The sequence below is a fragment of the Embleya sp. NPDC050154 genome, from assembly GCF_044460165.1.
In the GTDB taxonomy this organism is placed as follows: domain Bacteria; phylum Actinomycetota; class Actinomycetes; order Streptomycetales; family Streptomycetaceae; genus Embleya.
The window spans coordinates 128,263-143,652 of sequence record NZ_JBITJP010000009.1 but is presented as its reverse complement, the minus strand read 5'-3'; the positions used below and the strand labels follow the sequence as shown (position 1 = coordinate 143,652).

The 15,390-nt window shown below is 71.1% G+C and carries 18 protein-coding genes and 1 pseudogene; 9 read left to right on the top strand and 10 right to left on the bottom strand.

Translation table 11 applies throughout. The features are described 5' to 3' along the window. Positions 1 to 147 precede the first annotated feature (147 nt). From ACIBSV_RS20515 to ACIBSV_RS20500, 4 genes are all read left to right on the top strand, one after another. Complete coding sequence (locus ACIBSV_RS20515; RefSeq protein ID WP_395864915.1) at positions 148 to 1,275, top strand: M20 family metallopeptidase; 1,128 nt, start codon at positions 148 to 150, stop codon at positions 1,273 to 1,275. 146 nt (positions 1,276 to 1,421) lie between these two features. Next, positions 1,422 to 1,889 carry a MarR family winged helix-turn-helix transcriptional regulator gene (locus tag ACIBSV_RS20510; RefSeq protein WP_395864913.1) on the top strand — a complete coding sequence of 156 codons (468 nt, stop codon included), beginning with the start codon at positions 1,422 to 1,424 and terminating at the stop codon, positions 1,887 to 1,889. 113 nt (positions 1,890 to 2,002) lie between these two features. Beyond that, positions 2,003 to 2,755, top strand: a complete 753-nt coding sequence (locus ACIBSV_RS20505) for a class I SAM-dependent methyltransferase (protein WP_395864911.1) — start codon at positions 2,003 to 2,005, stop codon at positions 2,753 to 2,755. A gap of 129 nt (positions 2,756 to 2,884) precedes the next feature. Further along, positions 2,885 to 3,445, top strand: a complete 561-nt coding sequence (locus ACIBSV_RS20500; RefSeq protein WP_395864909.1) for a DinB family protein — start codon at positions 2,885 to 2,887, stop codon at positions 3,443 to 3,445. Positions 3,446 to 3,578: 133 nt separating this feature from the next. On the opposite strand, the gene ACIBSV_RS20495 is transcribed toward ACIBSV_RS20500, so the two are convergent. After that, on the bottom strand, positions 3,579 to 4,436 hold the full coding sequence (locus ACIBSV_RS20495; RefSeq protein WP_395864907.1) for a hypothetical protein: 858 nt from the start codon (positions 4,434 to 4,436) through the stop codon (positions 3,579 to 3,581). Positions 4,437 to 5,168: 732 nt separating this feature from the next. Between ACIBSV_RS20495 and ACIBSV_RS20490 the strand changes: the two are divergent. Further along, positions 5,169 to 5,782: pseudogene (locus ACIBSV_RS20490) on the top strand (aminotransferase class V-fold PLP-dependent enzyme); the annotation flags it as partial. A gap of 190 nt (positions 5,783 to 5,972) precedes the next feature. Further along, positions 5,973 to 6,227: a SelB C-terminal domain-containing protein gene (locus tag ACIBSV_RS20485; RefSeq protein ID WP_395864905.1), complete on the top strand. Its 255-nt coding sequence runs from the start codon at positions 5,973 to 5,975 to the stop codon at positions 6,225 to 6,227. Between the two features lie 82 nt (positions 6,228 to 6,309). On the opposite strand, the gene ACIBSV_RS20480 is transcribed toward ACIBSV_RS20485, so the two are convergent. Together ACIBSV_RS20480 and ACIBSV_RS20475 are read right to left on the bottom strand one after the other, a co-directional pair. Further along, on the bottom strand, positions 6,310 to 6,771 hold the full coding sequence (locus ACIBSV_RS20480; protein ID WP_395864903.1) for a VOC family protein: 462 nt from the start codon (positions 6,769 to 6,771) through the stop codon (positions 6,310 to 6,312). Continuing rightward, positions 6,768 to 6,989, bottom strand: a complete 222-nt coding sequence (locus tag ACIBSV_RS20475) for a hypothetical protein (RefSeq protein WP_395864901.1) — start codon at positions 6,987 to 6,989, stop codon at positions 6,768 to 6,770. Before ACIBSV_RS20475 ends, ACIBSV_RS20480 begins: the two co-directional genes overlap by 4 nt. Before the next feature lie 62 nt (positions 6,990 to 7,051). On the opposite strand from ACIBSV_RS20475, the gene ACIBSV_RS20470 reads away from it, so the two are divergent. Continuing rightward, on the top strand, positions 7,052 to 8,182 hold the full coding sequence (locus tag ACIBSV_RS20470; RefSeq protein ID WP_395865280.1) for a WYL domain-containing protein: 1,131 nt from the start codon (positions 7,052 to 7,054) through the stop codon (positions 8,180 to 8,182). On the opposite strand, the gene ACIBSV_RS20465 is transcribed toward ACIBSV_RS20470, so the two are convergent. Further along, positions 8,160 to 8,522 (bottom strand): hypothetical protein, encoded by a 363-nt coding sequence (locus ACIBSV_RS20465; RefSeq protein ID WP_395864899.1) that lies wholly within the window; start codon positions 8,520 to 8,522, stop codon positions 8,160 to 8,162. The genes ACIBSV_RS20470 and ACIBSV_RS20465 overlap by 23 nt on opposite strands. Before the next feature lie 117 nt (positions 8,523 to 8,639). Continuing rightward, positions 8,640 to 9,323: a TetR/AcrR family transcriptional regulator gene (locus ACIBSV_RS20460; protein ID WP_395864897.1), complete on the bottom strand. Its 684-nt coding sequence runs from the start codon at positions 9,321 to 9,323 to the stop codon at positions 8,640 to 8,642. Positions 9,324 to 9,416: 93 nt separating this feature from the next. Between ACIBSV_RS20460 and ACIBSV_RS20455 the strand changes: the two genes are divergently transcribed. Further along, complete coding sequence (locus ACIBSV_RS20455; RefSeq protein WP_395864895.1) at positions 9,417 to 10,133, top strand: NAD(P)-dependent oxidoreductase; 717 nt, start codon at positions 9,417 to 9,419, stop codon at positions 10,131 to 10,133. A gap of 27 nt (positions 10,134 to 10,160) precedes the next feature. Here the strand turns inward: ACIBSV_RS20455 and ACIBSV_RS20450 are convergent, their stop codons facing one another. Together ACIBSV_RS20450 and ACIBSV_RS20445 are read right to left on the bottom strand one after the other, a co-directional pair. After that, on the bottom strand, positions 10,161 to 11,333 hold the full coding sequence (locus ACIBSV_RS20450) for a cysteine desulfurase family protein (RefSeq protein ID WP_395864893.1): 1,173 nt from the start codon (positions 11,331 to 11,333) through the stop codon (positions 10,161 to 10,163). A 16-nt stretch (positions 11,334 to 11,349) separates the two neighbouring features. Next, positions 11,350 to 11,799 carry an Lrp/AsnC family transcriptional regulator gene (locus ACIBSV_RS20445; RefSeq protein ID WP_395864892.1) on the bottom strand — a complete coding sequence of 150 codons (450 nt, stop codon included), beginning with the start codon at positions 11,797 to 11,799 and terminating at the stop codon, positions 11,350 to 11,352. Between the two features lie 252 nt (positions 11,800 to 12,051). On the opposite strand from ACIBSV_RS20445, the gene ACIBSV_RS20440 reads away from it, so the two are divergent. Next, on the top strand, positions 12,052 to 12,978 hold the full coding sequence (locus tag ACIBSV_RS20440) for an SMP-30/gluconolactonase/LRE family protein (protein WP_395864891.1): 927 nt from the start codon (positions 12,052 to 12,054) through the stop codon (positions 12,976 to 12,978). A gap of 129 nt (positions 12,979 to 13,107) precedes the next feature. Here the strand turns inward: ACIBSV_RS20440 and ACIBSV_RS20435 are convergent, their stop codons facing one another. The 3 genes from ACIBSV_RS20435 to ACIBSV_RS20425 form a co-directional block, all read right to left on the bottom strand. Further along, the gene (locus ACIBSV_RS20435) at positions 13,108 to 13,755 is read right to left on the bottom strand and encodes a DsbA family protein (protein WP_395864890.1); all 648 of its coding nucleotides are present in this window, start codon (positions 13,753 to 13,755) and stop codon (positions 13,108 to 13,110) included. A gap of 37 nt (positions 13,756 to 13,792) precedes the next feature. Continuing rightward, entirely contained in the window at positions 13,793 to 14,146 is a 354-nt protein-coding gene (locus tag ACIBSV_RS20430) for an antibiotic biosynthesis monooxygenase family protein (protein WP_395864889.1), read from the bottom strand. Positions 14,147 to 14,436: 290 nt separating this feature from the next. Next, on the bottom strand, positions 14,437 to 15,174 hold the full coding sequence (locus ACIBSV_RS20425; protein ID WP_395865278.1) for a hypothetical protein: 738 nt from the start codon (positions 15,172 to 15,174) through the stop codon (positions 14,437 to 14,439). Positions 15,175 to 15,390: the final 216 nt, after the last annotated feature.

Here is a 15,390-nt window from a genome sequence, read left to right as displayed (position 1 = left end):
ATCACGCTAGGCAGCGTCCGTACGTCTCGAATCGTCGTCGTGCACGAAGATCGATCCGCGATGCTGTGCGACTCGCCGACGCCGATGCCGCCGCCCGACGGTGATGTCGAGGTGGATCGAGCCGGTCGACTGGAGAGGTATTCGGGTATGGCTTCCCCCAAGCGCTGTCTCGAGGACATGTCGGCCGAGCTCGACGCGATGGTGGTTCTGTTACGCGATCTGGTGACCTGTGAATCCCCGTCCGAGGACCGTGCGGCCCTGAACCGGTGCGCGGAGTTGCTGGCCGCGGTGGGCACGCGGTTCCTCGGTCGTGAACCCGAGCGTGTGCTGCTGGACGGCATCACGAATCTGGTGTGGCGGCCGCGGGGACGCGGGCCGCTCCTGCTCGGGCACTACGACACCGTGTGGCCGATGGGAACCCTCGCGGAACTGCCGTTCTCGGTGCGGGAGGGGGTGGCGCGCGGTCCCGGTGTCTTCGACATGAAAGCCGGGATCGTGCAGATGTTGTACGCGGCCCGGGCGTCCACGGCGCGGGATCGGGTGGGGATGCTTCTGACGGGCGACGAGGAGACCGGATCGCTGATCTCACGTGCCCTGGTCGAGGAGGTGGCCGCCGAATCGGGCGCGGTGTTGGTGGGGGAGCCGAGCGCGGACGGGGGCGCGGTCAAAGTCGCACGCAAGGGGGTCGCCCGATTTCGGGTGGAGGTCGGGGGCCGGGCGGCCCACGCGGGCCTGGAACCGGAGCTCGGCGTGAACGCGACGGTGGAACTCGCCCACCAGGTACTCGCGCTGGTTCCGGTGGCGCGCGCGGAGCTGGGCACGACGGTCACACCCACCGTCGCGGCGTCCGGGTCCACGGTCAACACCGTGCCCGAGGCGGCGACGTTGGCGGTCGACGTCCGCGCCTGGAGCCGGGCCGAACTCGACCGTGTCGCAAGGTACATGGAAGGTCTGCGCGCGGTTCTGCCCCGGGCCGAGATCTCGGTCAGCGGCGGTGTCAATCGTTATCCGCTCGAAGAAGCCATGTCCCTCGACCTGCTCGCGCGCGTGCGCGCGGCGGCCCGCGAGATGGGCGTCCCGGAGCCGGAGACGGTGCGTTCGGGCGGCGGGTCGGACGGGAATCTCACCGCCGCGATCGGCATTCCCACCCTGGACGGCATGGGCGCCGTCGGAGGGCACCCGCACGCCCGCGACGAGTTCGTCGACATCACGAGCATGCCGATGCGAACAGCGCTGCTGGCGACGACGATCGACGGACTCTGCGCTGTGGAGTAGAGGCAGGGCACGGAGCGGCGGCGCGTCGGAAGGCTGGATGCCGGGTGCCGGGTGCCGGGAACCGGATGCCCGGGTTCCCGGGTGCGCGCCGTTCGCTCGGCCCGGAGGACTTGCTTGCTTGTACAAGCAGTATGTAGGTTGTCGCCATGTCGGACTTCATGCCGACCGGCGGGCCCGGGGCGGCGCCCGCCGGTGACGACGAGGACGACCGCTGGTGCATGGCGGTGCGTCTGTTGGGTCGGATCGAACAACGGTTGGACCAGGCCCTGCGGCAGTCCCACGGCCTGCAGCTCTCGGAGTATCGGGCGCTGTGCGCACTGAGCAGGGAGGACAGCGGAGGAAGCCTGCGAATGGGGGAGTTGGCGGAGCGCATCGGCCTGAAGGTCAGCTCGGTCACCCGACTCGTGGGGCGACTGGAGGCCCAGGGCATGGCCGAACGAACCTCCGTGGGTGGCGAGGACGGCCGGGGCGTGCGCGCGACGATCAGTACGGCCGGACACCTTCGCTACCAGCAGGCGACGGCCACCTACCGCGCGGCGCTCGGTGCCGAATTGGACGCCGCTCGCGAGAACGTCCACTTGGCCGAACTGGCGGGCTGGGTTCGCCATACGTGAGTTGGGCCGAGGTCGGCGCCGGGGTCGAGGCCGGAGCCGACCGATCGACGCGTGCCGCGTGCCGCCGCGTTCGACCGTTCACCCGGTCGACTCGGAACGAAGGATCGAGAGCCTTGACCGACGCAACCGTTCACTACGACCGACTCCTGGCCGAGCAGTACACCTGGATGCTCGGCGACGACATCGAAGCACTCGCCGCCGGACAAGCCGCGCTGCTCCGCGACCTGGGCGTGCTGCCCGGGCCTGCTCCGGGCGTGGCCGTAGACCTGGGATGCGGCCCGGGCCAACAGACGCTCGCCTTGGCCCGCGCCGGCTTCGCGTCGGTCGTCGCAGTCGACAGCAGCAAACTCCTGCTGGCCGAACTCGCGGGGCACACAAGGGACATCGCCGGGATCGACCCGGTCCACGCCGACATCCGCGGCGTGCTTCCGCAGGTCGCCAGACCCGGGACCGTGGACCTCGTCGTGTGCATGGGCGACACGCTTCCCCACCTGCCGAGCAGGGCCGACGTGACGGCGTTGCTCGCCGACACCGCGCGTGCCCTGGCCCCGGGAGGCCGGTTCGTGGTCACCTATCGCGACCAGTCCCGACCCCTGCACGGGACGGACCGGTTCATCCCCGTACGCGGCGACCGGGATCGCGTGTTCACGTGCTTCCTGGAGTACGTCGACGAGGACACCGTCATGGTCCACGACCTCCTGCACACCCGGAGCGGGGACACCTGGAGCCTGCGGGCCGGCAGCTATCCCAAGCTGCGCATCGCCTCGGACTGGCTGAACGAGCAGTGCCGGCGGGCAGGGCTGGAAATACGCGACGACACGACGGGCCCGCGAGGCATGCGCATCCTCCACGCCGTCAAGACCTGACCTCGGCCTCGGCCCTGGCCTCGGCCCTGCGACTTCGCCGACAAGGCGCGGTGCCGAGCCCCCGCGTTCCTTGGTCTCCGAGTCCCCGACAACTCCTATGCCCGACCGGGCAGATCGTGATGGCCGACCATGACGGACACGACCGATCCGAGCAGACGAGGCGACCTATTCGTGGGCGTCGCCGCCAACCGGCGTTTCGACGGCCCCACCACGGGGGGCGAGTTCGGCATCCTGACCGACATCCTGGCCGCCCAGCGCGCGACCCTGGAACTGAAGTGCTCCGGTCTGGGCCCGGAATTGGCCCGGCGATCCGTGGAACCCTCCACCCTCTCCCTGCTCGGCATCGTGCGCCACCTCGCCGACGTGGAGCGGCGCTGGTTCCGCCGGGTGCTGGCCGGCCAGGACACACCGGCCCGGTTCTCCTCGCGAGCGGATCCCGACGGCGACTTCGACGGCGCGGCGCCCGACTCCGCGATCGTCGAGGAGGCATGGCAGGCCTGGCGTACGGAGGTCGCCTTCGCCGAACGCTTCACCACCGAGGCGCCCGACCTCGACGTCGAGGGCGATGACGAGTGGCGCGGAACGGTGTCCCTGCGTTGGGTACTCGTGCACATGGTCGAGGAGTACGCGCGCCACAACGGCCACGCCGACCTGCTCCGCGAACGCATCGACGGAGCAATCGGCCTGTAACCCGGGCCGGGACCGGCCCGTCGTACCCGCGGGTCCCTCGACGCCGTAGCCGGACGCACGGCCTCGCGAAATGACGTTGCCTGGGGGCGACGTCGCGGCGTGCCCGGAGGTGGATCCCGGGACGCCGCTTCGGTCAGGAGCGCACGGCCGCCTGGAGTTTGCCCACCTGGGTGCGGGCCAGGGTCTGGTTGGGCTGGACCGCCTTGGTGCTCTCCAGGTCGACGGTCGATACGAGCACGAGGAGCGATCCGACCCGCACCAGCAACAGGCCGCTCGCTCCCGCCTCGGGATCCTGCGCCGTCACCGCGAGGGACTCGTCGCCCAGGGCGGGCCCGTTCGCCCGGGTGTAGGCCATCGTGGTGCGCGTGCCCTGCTCGTCCCTGGTCGTGATCGTCGAGCACGCGGCGAGAGCGGCGCGGCCCTTGGCCAGCAGATTTTCCGCCTGGCCCGGGCTGAAGGCGTACAACTCGACGATGTCGACGCGGCTCGGCATCGGGTCGGCCGGGGTCGAGTCCGCGGACGTCGCGGCCTTGATGGCGGCCAGGGGCGCGGGCGTGCCGTTGCCGGGCAGCATGAGGTCGACGAACGGCTGGCATTCGGGCCGCTCGGCGGTCTCCTTCCCGCCGAGGACACGGGGGTTGGGAACGTCCTTGGTGTAGTCCGCTCCGGTGTTCATCTCCGGCTGCGTCACCACCACGGAGGAGAGTTGATCCTGGGTCAGCACCCGGCCCGCGGATCCGGTCGACCCGCCGCCGCTCGACGGATTCGGCTTGGCCGAGGGCGACGTGGCGTTCGCTGTGCCGGAGCCGTTCGAATCGGCGGGGCCGGGCGCCTGGGACGGACCGGGCCCATCGGCCGCGGCGCCCGTCGTGACGACCCCCTTGGCACCCTTGTCGTCCGTTCCGGAGTCGGAGTCGCACGCGGACGCGAACAACAACGGCACCGACGCGGCGACGGCAAGGGTCGCGAGACGAAATCGTGCGCTGCGCATGTGCCGAGTTCCCCCATGGGTCGATCGAGAGCACGAGTCTTCCGCCGCTCGCGGACCGACGAAAGATCGCATCCCGATCCCGAGGGACCCTTGCCCGAAGGCGAGGGACCCCGAGGGATTCGACGGTACGCCGTCGGCCGAGTCCGGGGCATCGGTAAATGGCCGGCGCGGGTCCGGACGCGGCAGGAGGTTGTGCAGTGTCGGGGCCGACGCGAACCTGGCTGTGCTCGCGCCGTTTGCTCATGGAGGGACCTGCGACGACCGGTGACGCATCCGAGCCGTCCGAGCCGTCCGAGGGTATCCAAGGCGTCCAGGGCGTCCAGGGCGTCCAAGGCGTCGGTGTCGCCCGGACCCCGACCCGAGGTCCGTATCGGGGCCGGCGTGCTGCACGGCAGCCGGGAGGCGGGTGTGGCGGTCTTCCGCGGCATTCCGTTCGCCGAGACCTCCCGCCGGATCCGGAACGACCACACGTTTTCGGTAGTGCCGTTGCTCGGGACATAGCCCAGGGGCGGTGGTGCCATGACGTGGTCTGTCCGCTTCGGACAGCGACCCGGAGCGTTGCTTCGGACAGCGACCCCGGAGCGGTGGTTCCCGGGCGTTGGCCCCGGGCCCGATCCTCGCTCCCGGGGTCGGTGGTAGCCCGGCTCCGGGGTCGCGAGTCCCGATCAGCGCAGCGCGATCGTGACTCCCGGGCGCGCGGGCACGAGTTCGCCGATCACGGGGTGGCCGGGGATTTTGTCGCTGGCCACGCTCGGCTGTCCGGTGGTGGTCGACATCGGCTCCGGATTGCTCTCGCCCGAACCGCTGTTGCCCGACGAACCCGACGCGGCGTCCATGGTGCGCGCGGGAGCGACGCTGGTGACCGCGAGCGGTGACAAACTCCTCGGCGGCCCGCAGGCAGGGCTGCTGTTCGGGCACGCCGACGTGATCGCCGCGCTGCGCGCGCACCCGCTCGCCCGCGCCCTGCGCGTGGACAAACTCACCTTGGCGGCCCTGGAGGCGACCCTGCGCGGGCCACGCCCACCGGTGACCGCAGCCTTGCACACCCGGGCCCGGGAACTCGCCATGCGGTCAAGGGCTTGGCCGGCGCGCTGGAGGCGGCCGGGGTGCCCGCGCACGCGGTCCAGGCCCAGGGCCGGGTCGGCGGCGGGGGAGCGCCGGGCGTGGCACTGGCATCCTTCGCCGTCGCGCTGCCGCACGAACTCGCCGGGCCCTTGCGCATCGGCGAACCCGCGGTCGTGGGACGGGTCGAGAAGGGCCGCCTGCTGCTCGATCTGCGCTGTGTTCCGGCGGACCGGGATCCGGATGTGATCGCGGCGGTCGTACGCGCGCACAAGGAGGCGTGAGGTGCGGGTGCGAGTCCGGGGCCGGGCGATCCCGCTCGTGCGCGGGTCCACGGGGCCGTCGCGGGTCGTTCGCGGCCCGCGACGCCCGGGCGCGGTCCCGCGCCCGCGCGGGGGGCTGTGAGATGCGGGTGGTTGCCACGGCGGGGCATGTCGATCACGGGAAGTCCACGCTGGTGCGCTGGCGGCCTCGGTGCGCGCCGGCGCGCTGTTCCGGGCCGCCGACGCGGTACTCCTGCTGCCCGACGCGCCGCGGGAGGCGATGCGTCGGCCGGCCGTACTGGAGCAGCCGTTCACCGTCGCGCGGGCACGGGCCGCGCTGCACACCACCCGCCGGGTGGCGATGCCCGTCCTGGAACACCTGGAGCGCGCGGGCCGGATCCGCCGCCTGCCGGACGATCGCCGGACCGTGGTGCGGGTCGACGGGCCCGAAGCCGCGCCCGGGTAGCCACGGGAGCGCCTCGTGCCACCGCCGGCCGGCCCGACCGCAAGGGCGGCCGAGCCGGCCCCCCGACCGCGGTCGGGGCGGGTCAGTCCAGGCAGAACTCGTTGCCCTCGGGGTCGGTCATCACGATGTGGCCGCTGCCCAGCGGCGGAGCGGGCTCGTGGCGCTGCACCCGGGCGGCCCCCAACGCGACGAGCCGGGCGCACTCGGCCTCCAACGCCGCCATGCGCTCCTCACCCTGTAGTCCGGGAGACACCCGCACGTCGAGGTGCACTCGATTCTTGGCGACCTTGCCCTCGGGTACCTGCTGGAAGAACACTCGCGGACCGTTTCCGTCCGGGTCCTCGAGCGCCGACCGGGTGTTGCGCTGGTCCTCGGGCACGCCGATCCGCGCGAGGAACTCGTCCCACGCGGCCAGCGGGTCGGCCCCCTCGGGCAGGTCGACTCCGGGCGGGCCGGGGATGACATAGCCCAGCGCCTCGCCCCAGAAGGACGACAGCGCCGCCGGGTCGTGGGCGTCGAAGGTCACCTGGATGTGGCGGCTCATCGGGTTGCTCCGTTCGTGGCGGGTCGGATGTGCGAATGGAGGTCGCGCGGCAGGCGGACCTCGGACGGGCGGTGGATCGGCTCGCGGTGCATGTGCGGGACCGGATCGGCCATATTCGCCTCGGCGAGGCCGTCGAACCGGGTTCGGAGCCGGCGGTTCCAGTGGGCCTCCCACTGCTCGCGCGGCGTCCGGTTCCAGTCGATCTCGTCTGCGTCCATGGACCCACCCTGACACCATAGGCGGACAGGATCTGTCCGCCATGGCCGGCAGGGTGTTCGATATGGACGTGGCGCGCGGTGACGAGCGGGGTACGACGGAGCGGGTGCTCACGCTGCTCGGGCTGCTTCAGCAGCGCCGGGCCTGGTCCGGTCCCGAGCTCGCCGACCGCCTGGGGGTCACCGCGCGTACGGTGCGGCGCGATGTCGAGCGGCTGCGGTCGCTCGGCTATCCCGTACATGCCGGTCAGGGAGTCGGCGGCGGTTACCAACTCGGCACGGGCAAGGACTTGCCACCGCTGCTGCTCGACGACGAGGAGGCGATCGCCACCGTGGTCTCGCTGATCGCGGGTGCGGGCGGCGCGGGTCGTGCCGGTGGTGCGGTCGTCGGGTCCGGTGAGGCCGCGCTGCGGGCGCTGACCAAGCTCGACCGGGTGTTGCCCACCCGGCTTCGGCACGAGGTGCGTGCGCTTTCCGGTTCGGTGGAGTCGTTCGGCGCAGGCCGCGCGTCGGTCGACCCCGAGGTGCTCATGACGCTGGCCAGGGCCTGCCGTGACGAGGTCGAGGCCGGCTTCGACTATCCGACCGGGAGTTCGGGGGGATCCGGGGGTGCCGGGGACACGGGGAGTTCTCGAAACTCCGGGAGTGGGCTGCGCCGGCGGCGGGTCGAGCCCTACCGCCTGGTCGCCTCCGACCGGCGCTGGTACCTCCTCGGCTACGACCTCGATCGCGACGACTGGCGCAGCTTCCGGGTCGATCGCATGACCGCCGTGTCCGCCCGCACCTGGCGGTTTCGGCCGCGCGCGGCGCCGGACGCGGCGGCGTACGTGCAGGAGGGTGTCGCGAGTCGGGTCTACCCGCACCGGGCCCGCTTTCTCGTGCACGCTTCGGCCGACACGGTGCGCGCGCAGATCTCGGCGTCGGCGGCTGTGGTGCGACCACGCGGAAGCCGGCGCTGCGAGGTGCTCAGCGGCGCCGGCAACCTCGACGTCGTGTTGATGCACGTACTCCTGCTCGGGCACGACTTCGAGATACTCGACCCGCCGGAGCTGGCGAGTCGTTGTCGCGTGCTCGCGGAGCGACTACTGGCGGCCGGCGCGACGCTCGCACCCGAGCCGGACTCGGATCCGGAGAACGACCCGAACCCGGATACCGACCCGAACCCGGGCTCGGCTACGTCTTCGCCCGCACCGTGATGCTCGGGGTGCCCGTGGCGCTGTGCGCGGTCACCAACCAACACCCCGGCCCGGGCACTTCGACGCCCATCGGCAGGGCGCCGGGCAGTCCCTGAGCGGTCGGGGCGAGTTCGGCCCGACCGACGCCTCGGGTTCCCGAGACACCCCGGACGGTCACCGTGGGAGCGGATGATTCCCCTACCCACAACGGGTACTTGCCCGCAGAGCCTTCCTCGCGCTCGGACAACAGGTCGCCCCAGTGGCCGGTGTTCGGGGCGTAGAACCAGATTCCGCCGCCGCCCACGACGCGGGGCGAACCCGCGTCGTGGAGGGCTTGGGGCAACCCGGCATCGGTGGGCACGACGGCATCGTCGCACCCCGCCGATTGCCTTCCCCGGTCCCCGTTCCGAGCCGGCGCGCCGAGCACCAGAAAGCGCGGTGCTGAGCCGGTTTTTCACGGCGCTGCGGGGGACAGGCGCTATTCGCCCATGACTTCGTCGGGGCGCAGGGCGTCGAGGATGAGGGTGAGGCCGAAGGTGAACTCCTCGGCGTAGTCGTATCCGGGTTCGAGGGCCTGTTCGGTGACGAGTTCGGTGAGGTGGGGGTAGGTGTCGGCGGGCATCTCCCGCAGGATGGCGCCCGCGACCTCGTCCAACTCCGCGGAGTCGCCGAACGGCAGGCTCGATTCCTGGATCACGAAGCCGTACACGTAGCTGTCGATCAGCGACACCGCGTGCGCGGTCATCCGGACGGAGAACCCTCCGGCGCGCAATGCCCCGATGACGGCGTCGTGGTGGCGCAGCGTCGCGGGGCCGGGTCGGGTGCGAGAGTCCAGCAGGGGGACGGCCCACGGATGGCGCCGGAGTACGGAACGGGCGGAGGACGCTCGCAGGCGCATGGCGCTCTTCCAGTCCGTGTCGCGCGGTGGCAGGTCGATCTCTCCGAACACCGCGTCCACCATGCCGTCGAGCACGTCGTCCCGGCCCGCGACGTGGTGGTAGAGCGACATCGCCTCGACGCCCAGCGGTTCCGCGATGGCGCGCATGGTGAGCGCTGCCGAACCCTTCGCGTCCGCGACCGCCACCGCCGTGCGGATCACGCGCTCGCGACTGAGCGGCGTGCGCGCCGAGGCCCCGCGCCGGCGCTTGCCTTCCTCGCTCATCCGCTCCTCCTTTTGCTTCTGTTGACTACCTTACAACATAAGGCTAGCTTACCTTACAACATAAGGTCGTCATTTCGACGAAGGGGCCGCGCCATGGGCACGGATCGAATGAAGAAGGTCTGCATCGTCGGAGCCTCGGGGAAGCTCGGGCAGTACATGGTCCGGCAGGCGTTGGACCGCGGCTACGAGGTGGTCGGCGTGTGCCGCGAGCGCAGCGTGCCGAAGCTGGCCGCGTTCGACGGCCGGATCACCGTCGTCCCCGGGCCCACGAACGACCCGGAGGTGATCCGGCGGGCGGTCGCCGGCTGCGATGGGGTCCTGACGGTACTGGTGCCGTGGGGCGTGCAGCAGTACGCGTCGGGTACGGCACAGGCGGTGCTCGATCACGCGCGGCCGGGCGCTCGCCTGGTGTTCTCCTGCGGCTGGCACATCACCCGCGACGGCAAGGACCGGTATTCGCGGATGTTCACGATGGGCGTCCGGATCGCCCGCGTGTTGGGCAAGCTCGTCCGTGCCGTCGAGATCGACGACCAAGTGGAGGCGTGCCGCCGGGTGTTCGAAAGCGACACCCGGTGGACCGTGGTGCGCGGCAGCACCCTGAAGGAGGGCGACAGTCAGGGACTGCCCGTATGGAGCCGGCACGTGGGCGACCCGGTATTGGCCAGCGACCTGACCCGCCGGGTGGACTTCGCACTGTTCATGGTGGAGGCGCTCACCGACGACACGCTCGTCCGGGAGGCCCCGGCGATCGTCGGCTGCCGCACTCCCAGCGCCCTCGCGCACAGCGGGCGCGCCCAGGGGCAGGCATAGCACCGACAACGGTCGGCCGGATCGACATCACGGTGTGCCCGCCGCGTTGATCAGGGCGGTCGCGGCGGTGCTGACGTCCTCCGGTGTGGTCCATCGTCCGAGGGACAGCAGTAGCGCGCCCAGTGCGCGTTCCGGGGCGATGCCCATCGCGGTCAGGACCGGGGAGGGGGTGTGCCTGCCGCTGTGGCAGGCCGAGCCGGTGGACGCGGCCAAGCCCGGCGCGGCGGCCAGGAGTTCGTGGCCCAGGGTGCCGTCGATGCTGATGTTGAGCGTGTTCGGCAGGCGCTCCTTCGCGGGGCCGTTGAGGTGTACGCGACCGGGCAGCGCGGTGGCCAGGCTGCGGTGCAGGTCGTCGCGCAGCGCCGCGATTCGGGTCGCCGCGCCGTCCGCGAGTTCGGTCGCCGCGATGTCCGCGGCCGTGCCCAGGGCGACGGCCAGGGCGACGTTCTCGGTGCCCGCGCGCAGGCCGTACTCCTGGCCGCCCCCGTAGACCACCGGTTCCAGGGCGAGCCCCGCGCGCACGTACAGGGCGGCCGTGCCCTTGGGCGCGTACATCTTGTGCCCGACCACGGTCAGCAGATCCACGTCGAGGTCGCGCACGTCGAGGGGGATCCGGCCGGCCGCCCGGGCGGCATCGCAGCGGAACAGCGCGCCGTATTCGTGCGCCACCGCGGCGAGTTCGGAGACGGGCTGGAGGGCTCCGGTCTCGTTGTTGGCGGCCATTACCGACACCAGGACGGTGTCGGCGTCCAGCGCCGCGGCCAGTCGGCCGGGATCGACCAGTCCGGCTGCGTCGACCGGCAGATACGTCACGCGTACGCCGTGCAGACGCTCGAGCGCGCGGCATGTCTCCAGGACCGCCGGGTGCTCGGTGACCTGCGTGATCACGTGCGGCCGCGCGGCCTCGGAGGCCAGGACCGCGCCGCGGACGGCGAGTTGATCGGCCTCGGAGCCGGAACCGGTGAACACGATGCGCTCGCCATCCGCTCCGAGCAGGGCCGCGACCCTGGCGCGTGCCGCCGCCAGGGCCGCACGGGGTTCGTCGGCGTAGGGGTGATCGCTGGAGGGATTGCCGAACCAGTGGGTCAGGAACGGCCCCATCGCGAGCACGACACGCGGGTCGACCGGGGTGGTCGCGTTGTAGTCCAGGTAGATGGGTCCGTCGGCGAGGGCCGGGCCGCCTCGCGCCGTTCCGTTCATGGCATCTCCCTTCTGCTCAGGAGCTCGTGTCGCCCGTGGGGATGGAGCGTTCGAAGAAGGTTTCGAGGACCATCGTGGCTTGTGTGCTGCTGACGCCGGTGATGGCGTGGATGCGGCGCAGGACGTCCTGCATCGCCGCGGTGGAGCCGGTACGGATCTTGAGGAGGATCGAGGCCGTCCCGGCGATCACGTGTGCCTCCTGGATCTCCGGGATGGCCGCGAAGGACGGTGCGGAGTCGCCCATCCATGCGACCGAGTCGACGGTCACGAAGGCCAGGACGTCCAGGTCCACCGCGACCGGGTCGACGTCGACGGTGGTGCGGCGGATGACGCCCGCCGCCCGCAGCTTGCGTACCCGCTCGTGTGCGGCGCCGGCGGACAGGCCGACCTCCTTGCCGAGTTCGGCGTACGTGCGCGTCGCGTCCTCCTGAAGCAGCGCCAGCAGACCCCGATCGATGTCGTCCATTGCGGTTCCTCCGTTGTCGCGCCGATCGAGGGGGCTCGATGGTAGCGAGCCGTGTCGGGGCCGCCGTGACCGCGTGTGGCCGGCCGCGATCGTTGCCGACCGGGACGCCGCCGAGCCCGGGTGCCCGGGTTCGCCCGTACGAACCCGCAGGTGCGGAACGGGTTCGGCGAGGCCTTGACGCAACTGAAGCATATTCTGTAATCATGATGATCGATAGGATGATGTTCAGTGGCGGCGAGGAGTTGCGAGACGATGTCCGACGCACAAACCCCGATCTACGACATGATCGACGAACGTTTCCGCACCGGGCGATGCATGAACGGTGACGACCGGCTGGAGACGCTCTATTCGGGTGGCCGCTGGTCGGAGGGCCCGCTGTACTTCCCCGCGGGACGCTTCCTGATCTGGAGCGACATCCCCAACGACCGCATGCTGCGCTGGGACGAGACCAGCGGCGTCGTCAGCGTCTTCCGTTCGCCGGCCGGACACCCCAACGGCAACACCCTCGACCGCGAGGGCCGACTGGTCACCTGCGAACAGGGCAACCGTCGCGTCACCCGTACCGAACACGACGGCTCGATCACCGTGCTGGCCGACCGCTTCGGGGGCAAGCGGCTGAACAGCCCCAATGACTCCGTCGTGCACTCGGACGGCTCGATCTACTTCTCCGACCCCGACTTCGGCATCACCAGCGACTACGAGGGCCATCGTGCGGAGAGCGAGATCGGGGCGACCAACGTCTACCGGATCGACCCGGTGACCGCCGAAGTACGCCTGGTCGCCGACGGGTTCGCCGGCCCCAACGGGCTGGTGCTGTCCGAGGACGAGCAGCGGCTGTACGTCTCCGACACCCGGGCCAACCACGTGCGCGTCTTCGACGTTCGTGCGGACGGGACGCTCTCGGACGGCGAGGTCTTCGTCGAATGCCGCCCCGGTGACGGCCGGTTCGACAACATTCGCTTCGACGACGAGGGCCGTCTGTGGGTCGCCGCGATGGCCGACGGCGTGCACTGCTACGCCCCCGACGGCACCCTCATCGGCCGTATCCGCACCCCCGAGCCCGTCGCCAACATCACCTTCGGCGGCCCCAAGCGCAATCGGATGTTCCTGGCCGCCAACACCTCGCTGTACTCCCTGGTCGCGGCCGTCACCGGCACCCCACGGTTGCCGAAGCGCTGATCGGGCGGCGCGTACGTGCGGCGTGGGGGCGTCTGGCGCCGAACCGACGCGGCGGGGCGAGGGGTGTCGGCACAGGGTTGCCGCACGCCTCGCCCCGCCGCACTGTCGGCCCCCGGGCGGCCCGGCCCGTCAGTCGGCGGCCTCGACGCGTGCTGCCGGCATGGCTTCCTCCAGCAGGGCACGGAGTCGAGCCGGAGGTTGGATGCCCGAGGTCGGGGATCGCCCGTCGATGACCACCGACGGGACGCCGGTGATGCCCAGAGCCGTGGCACGGGCCTCGTCCGCTCGTACCTCCCGGGTGTAGGCGTCACCGTGCAGCAGGCGGCGGACATCGGACCCGGGCAGTCCGGCCGTGGTGCCCAGGTACGCCAGGACCTCCGGGTCGGCGATGTTGCGACCCTCGGTGTGGTAGGCGTTGAACAGGCTTTCCACGACCGGGTCGGCCAGGTTGTGCTCGGCGGCCAGGTACACCAGGCGGTGCGCGTCGAACGTGCTCACCGGCCGGGCGAGATGCAGGTTCAACTCCAACCCTTCGAGCCTGCCTTCGGCGCGGATGTGCTCGATCCGCTCGGCCGCTCGATCGCCCCACCACGTCACCATCGCCTCGGCCGCCGTCGGGCCGGGCACGCGGCCGGCATCGGGGGCGAGTTCGCGGCTTCGCCAGATGATCCCGACGAGCGGGCCGCCCTCCGGCAGGCCCCGCACGGCCGCTTCGACGCGTCTCTTGCCGATGAAGCACCACGGGCACAGGACGTCTCCGTAGATCTCGACCTTCATGGCCGGCCCTCTCTCCTGGACGGTGGCTGATTTCGGGCTATTCCCCGGTCCGAGGGCCCACTTCGCGCACGACGGTGTAGGTGGGGGCCCCGGTCATGCGCGGCTCGGCCCGGCCGCCGAGTGCTTCCACCGCCTGCCCGATGGCGGCCATCCTGCCGTCGGTGTCGGAGTTCTCGACGAAGTGGCGGTAGTCGGCCTCGCTCGCCCAATGCACGATGTTGTACACCCGCGTCCCGTCGGTGCTCACGTGGAAGCGGGCCGAGCGGTAGCCGGGGTAGAAATTGACCCACTGTTCCTGGATCTCGGCGAAGGCATCGACGAGTTCGCTCTGCGTGGCGGGGCCGTCGACGGTGTAGTCGATGATCGAGTAGAAACCCTGGTCGGTGCTCATGTCAGTGCTCCTGATACCGGCTGTTCGAGTGGAGTGGGGTGGCGACCCCCGATCGGTATTCTGGAACTTCAAGTTGGGTTGAGGTCAAGCGTGATCGTCGAGCCCGGTCATCGGGTGACCGGCTTCACGCACGACGCCGACGTCGCGCACGCGGTACCGACCAGGCCGTCGCCGCGACCACGACCAGGCCCGCCGCGGCGATTCCCGTCCGGCGGATCGTGGGAGAGGCGCCCGTGCCGCGGCCGGGCGAGGTCGTGCGGACGATCGGCAGCGAACGTGTCGGCGGGCCGCTATGGCATCCCCGGTGCGGACACGCCGGTCCACCACCAGGATTCCAGCTCGTCGCCGTCGAGTACCCCGGCCGGTGGGCGGTCCCCCGGCGGCACGTCGACGGCGAGCGCGTGTGTGCGGCGTACGATTTCGCGCAGTTCGCGGACGGCGGGCATCTCGGCCAACTCCTCGACGTCGAACGGGCAGCCGACGGGGCCGTCCAGGAGCATATGGCAGCCCAGCGAGTACCACATGGCGATCAATTCCCGGTCGCCGTGCTTCTCGGCTGCGACCGCGACCTCGCGGACCACGTCGATCAACGGGACGGGCCGCGGCGCCGCCGCGTCCGGGCCGTCCAGCAGGCCGGACTCCACCATGCGCCGCCACAACTGCGAGCCCGCGTCGCAGTACAACAACGGCGGATCGACGTAGCCGTCCTCGAGCCAGGAGGCGTAGCCGTCGAAGTCGTCGTGCTCCTCCGCGTCGTCGGGGTAGGTGCGCAACCCGGTGAACTCGCGCAGCGCGTCGAAATAGTCCTGCCGTTGCGGGTAGTCCGGGTGCCGATCGAGGGGAAAGGCGTAGCTGAACCGGCGGCGCAGCAGGATATCCATCACCCGGAAATGGGTGAACGAGCAGTCGAACCCCTCCTGGAAGCCGTACAGCACGGCGAACCAATCGCGCAGGCGCGGCTCGTCCGGTCCGTGGTGGGCGTCCAGGACCCTGATCGAGTCCGTCACCAGATCCTCGATCTCATGCATCGACACCGCGAACTCCCGCTTCTCGATTCGTCGTCCCGCCGGGTGCGTGGTGGAGGGACCAATTGTCTCGGCCGGGATTCCACCACGCCGAGCCGACACCCTCGCGCGCGGACGCGAAGGTCGCTCACCCCGCGAGCGGGAGGCCCGGTGTGCGGAACACCCGGTGCTCGGCGTCGATCGCGAACACCCTGCCGCCGTCAGCGACTTCACGTAGGC

Coding starts and splice junctions, on each gene's coding strand:
- ACIBSV_RS20460 (WP_395864897.1), bottom strand. CDS start 9,323: ATGAGCGAGGAAGGCAAGCGCCGGCGCGGGGCCTCGGCGCGCACGCCG.
- ACIBSV_RS20475 (WP_395864901.1), bottom strand. CDS start 6,989: ATGGACGCAGACGAGATCGACTGGAACCGGACGCCGCGCGAGCAGTGG.
- ACIBSV_RS20515 (WP_395864915.1), top strand. CDS start 148: ATGGCTTCCCCCAAGCGCTGTCTCGAGGACATGTCGGCCGAGCTCGAC.
- ACIBSV_RS20500 (WP_395864909.1), top strand. CDS start 2,885: ATGACGGACACGACCGATCCGAGCAGACGAGGCGACCTATTCGTGGGC.
- ACIBSV_RS20435 (WP_395864890.1), bottom strand. CDS start 13,755: ATGAAGGTCGAGATCTACGGAGACGTCCTGTGCCCGTGGTGCTTCATC.
- ACIBSV_RS20450 (WP_395864893.1), bottom strand. CDS start 11,333: ATGAACGGAACGGCGCGAGGCGGCCCGGCCCTCGCCGACGGACCCATC.
- ACIBSV_RS20425 (WP_395865278.1), bottom strand. CDS start 15,174: ATGCATGAGATCGAGGATCTGGTGACGGACTCGATCAGGGTCCTGGAC.
- ACIBSV_RS20495 (WP_395864907.1), bottom strand. CDS start 4,436: ATGCGCAGCGCACGATTTCGTCTCGCGACCCTTGCCGTCGCCGCGTCG.
- ACIBSV_RS20455 (WP_395864895.1), top strand. CDS start 9,417: ATGGGCACGGATCGAATGAAGAAGGTCTGCATCGTCGGAGCCTCGGGG.
- ACIBSV_RS20445 (WP_395864892.1), bottom strand. CDS start 11,799: ATGGACGACATCGATCGGGGTCTGCTGGCGCTGCTTCAGGAGGACGCG.
- ACIBSV_RS20440 (WP_395864891.1), top strand. CDS start 12,052: ATGTCCGACGCACAAACCCCGATCTACGACATGATCGACGAACGTTTC.
- ACIBSV_RS20430 (WP_395864889.1), bottom strand. CDS start 14,146: ATGAGCACCGACCAGGGTTTCTACTCGATCATCGACTACACCGTCGAC.
- ACIBSV_RS20510 (WP_395864913.1), top strand. CDS start 1,422: ATGTCGGACTTCATGCCGACCGGCGGGCCCGGGGCGGCGCCCGCCGGT.
- ACIBSV_RS20470 (WP_395865280.1), top strand. CDS start 7,052: ATGGACGTGGCGCGCGGTGACGAGCGGGGTACGACGGAGCGGGTGCTC.
- ACIBSV_RS20480 (WP_395864903.1), bottom strand. CDS start 6,771: ATGAGCCGCCACATCCAGGTGACCTTCGACGCCCACGACCCGGCGGCG.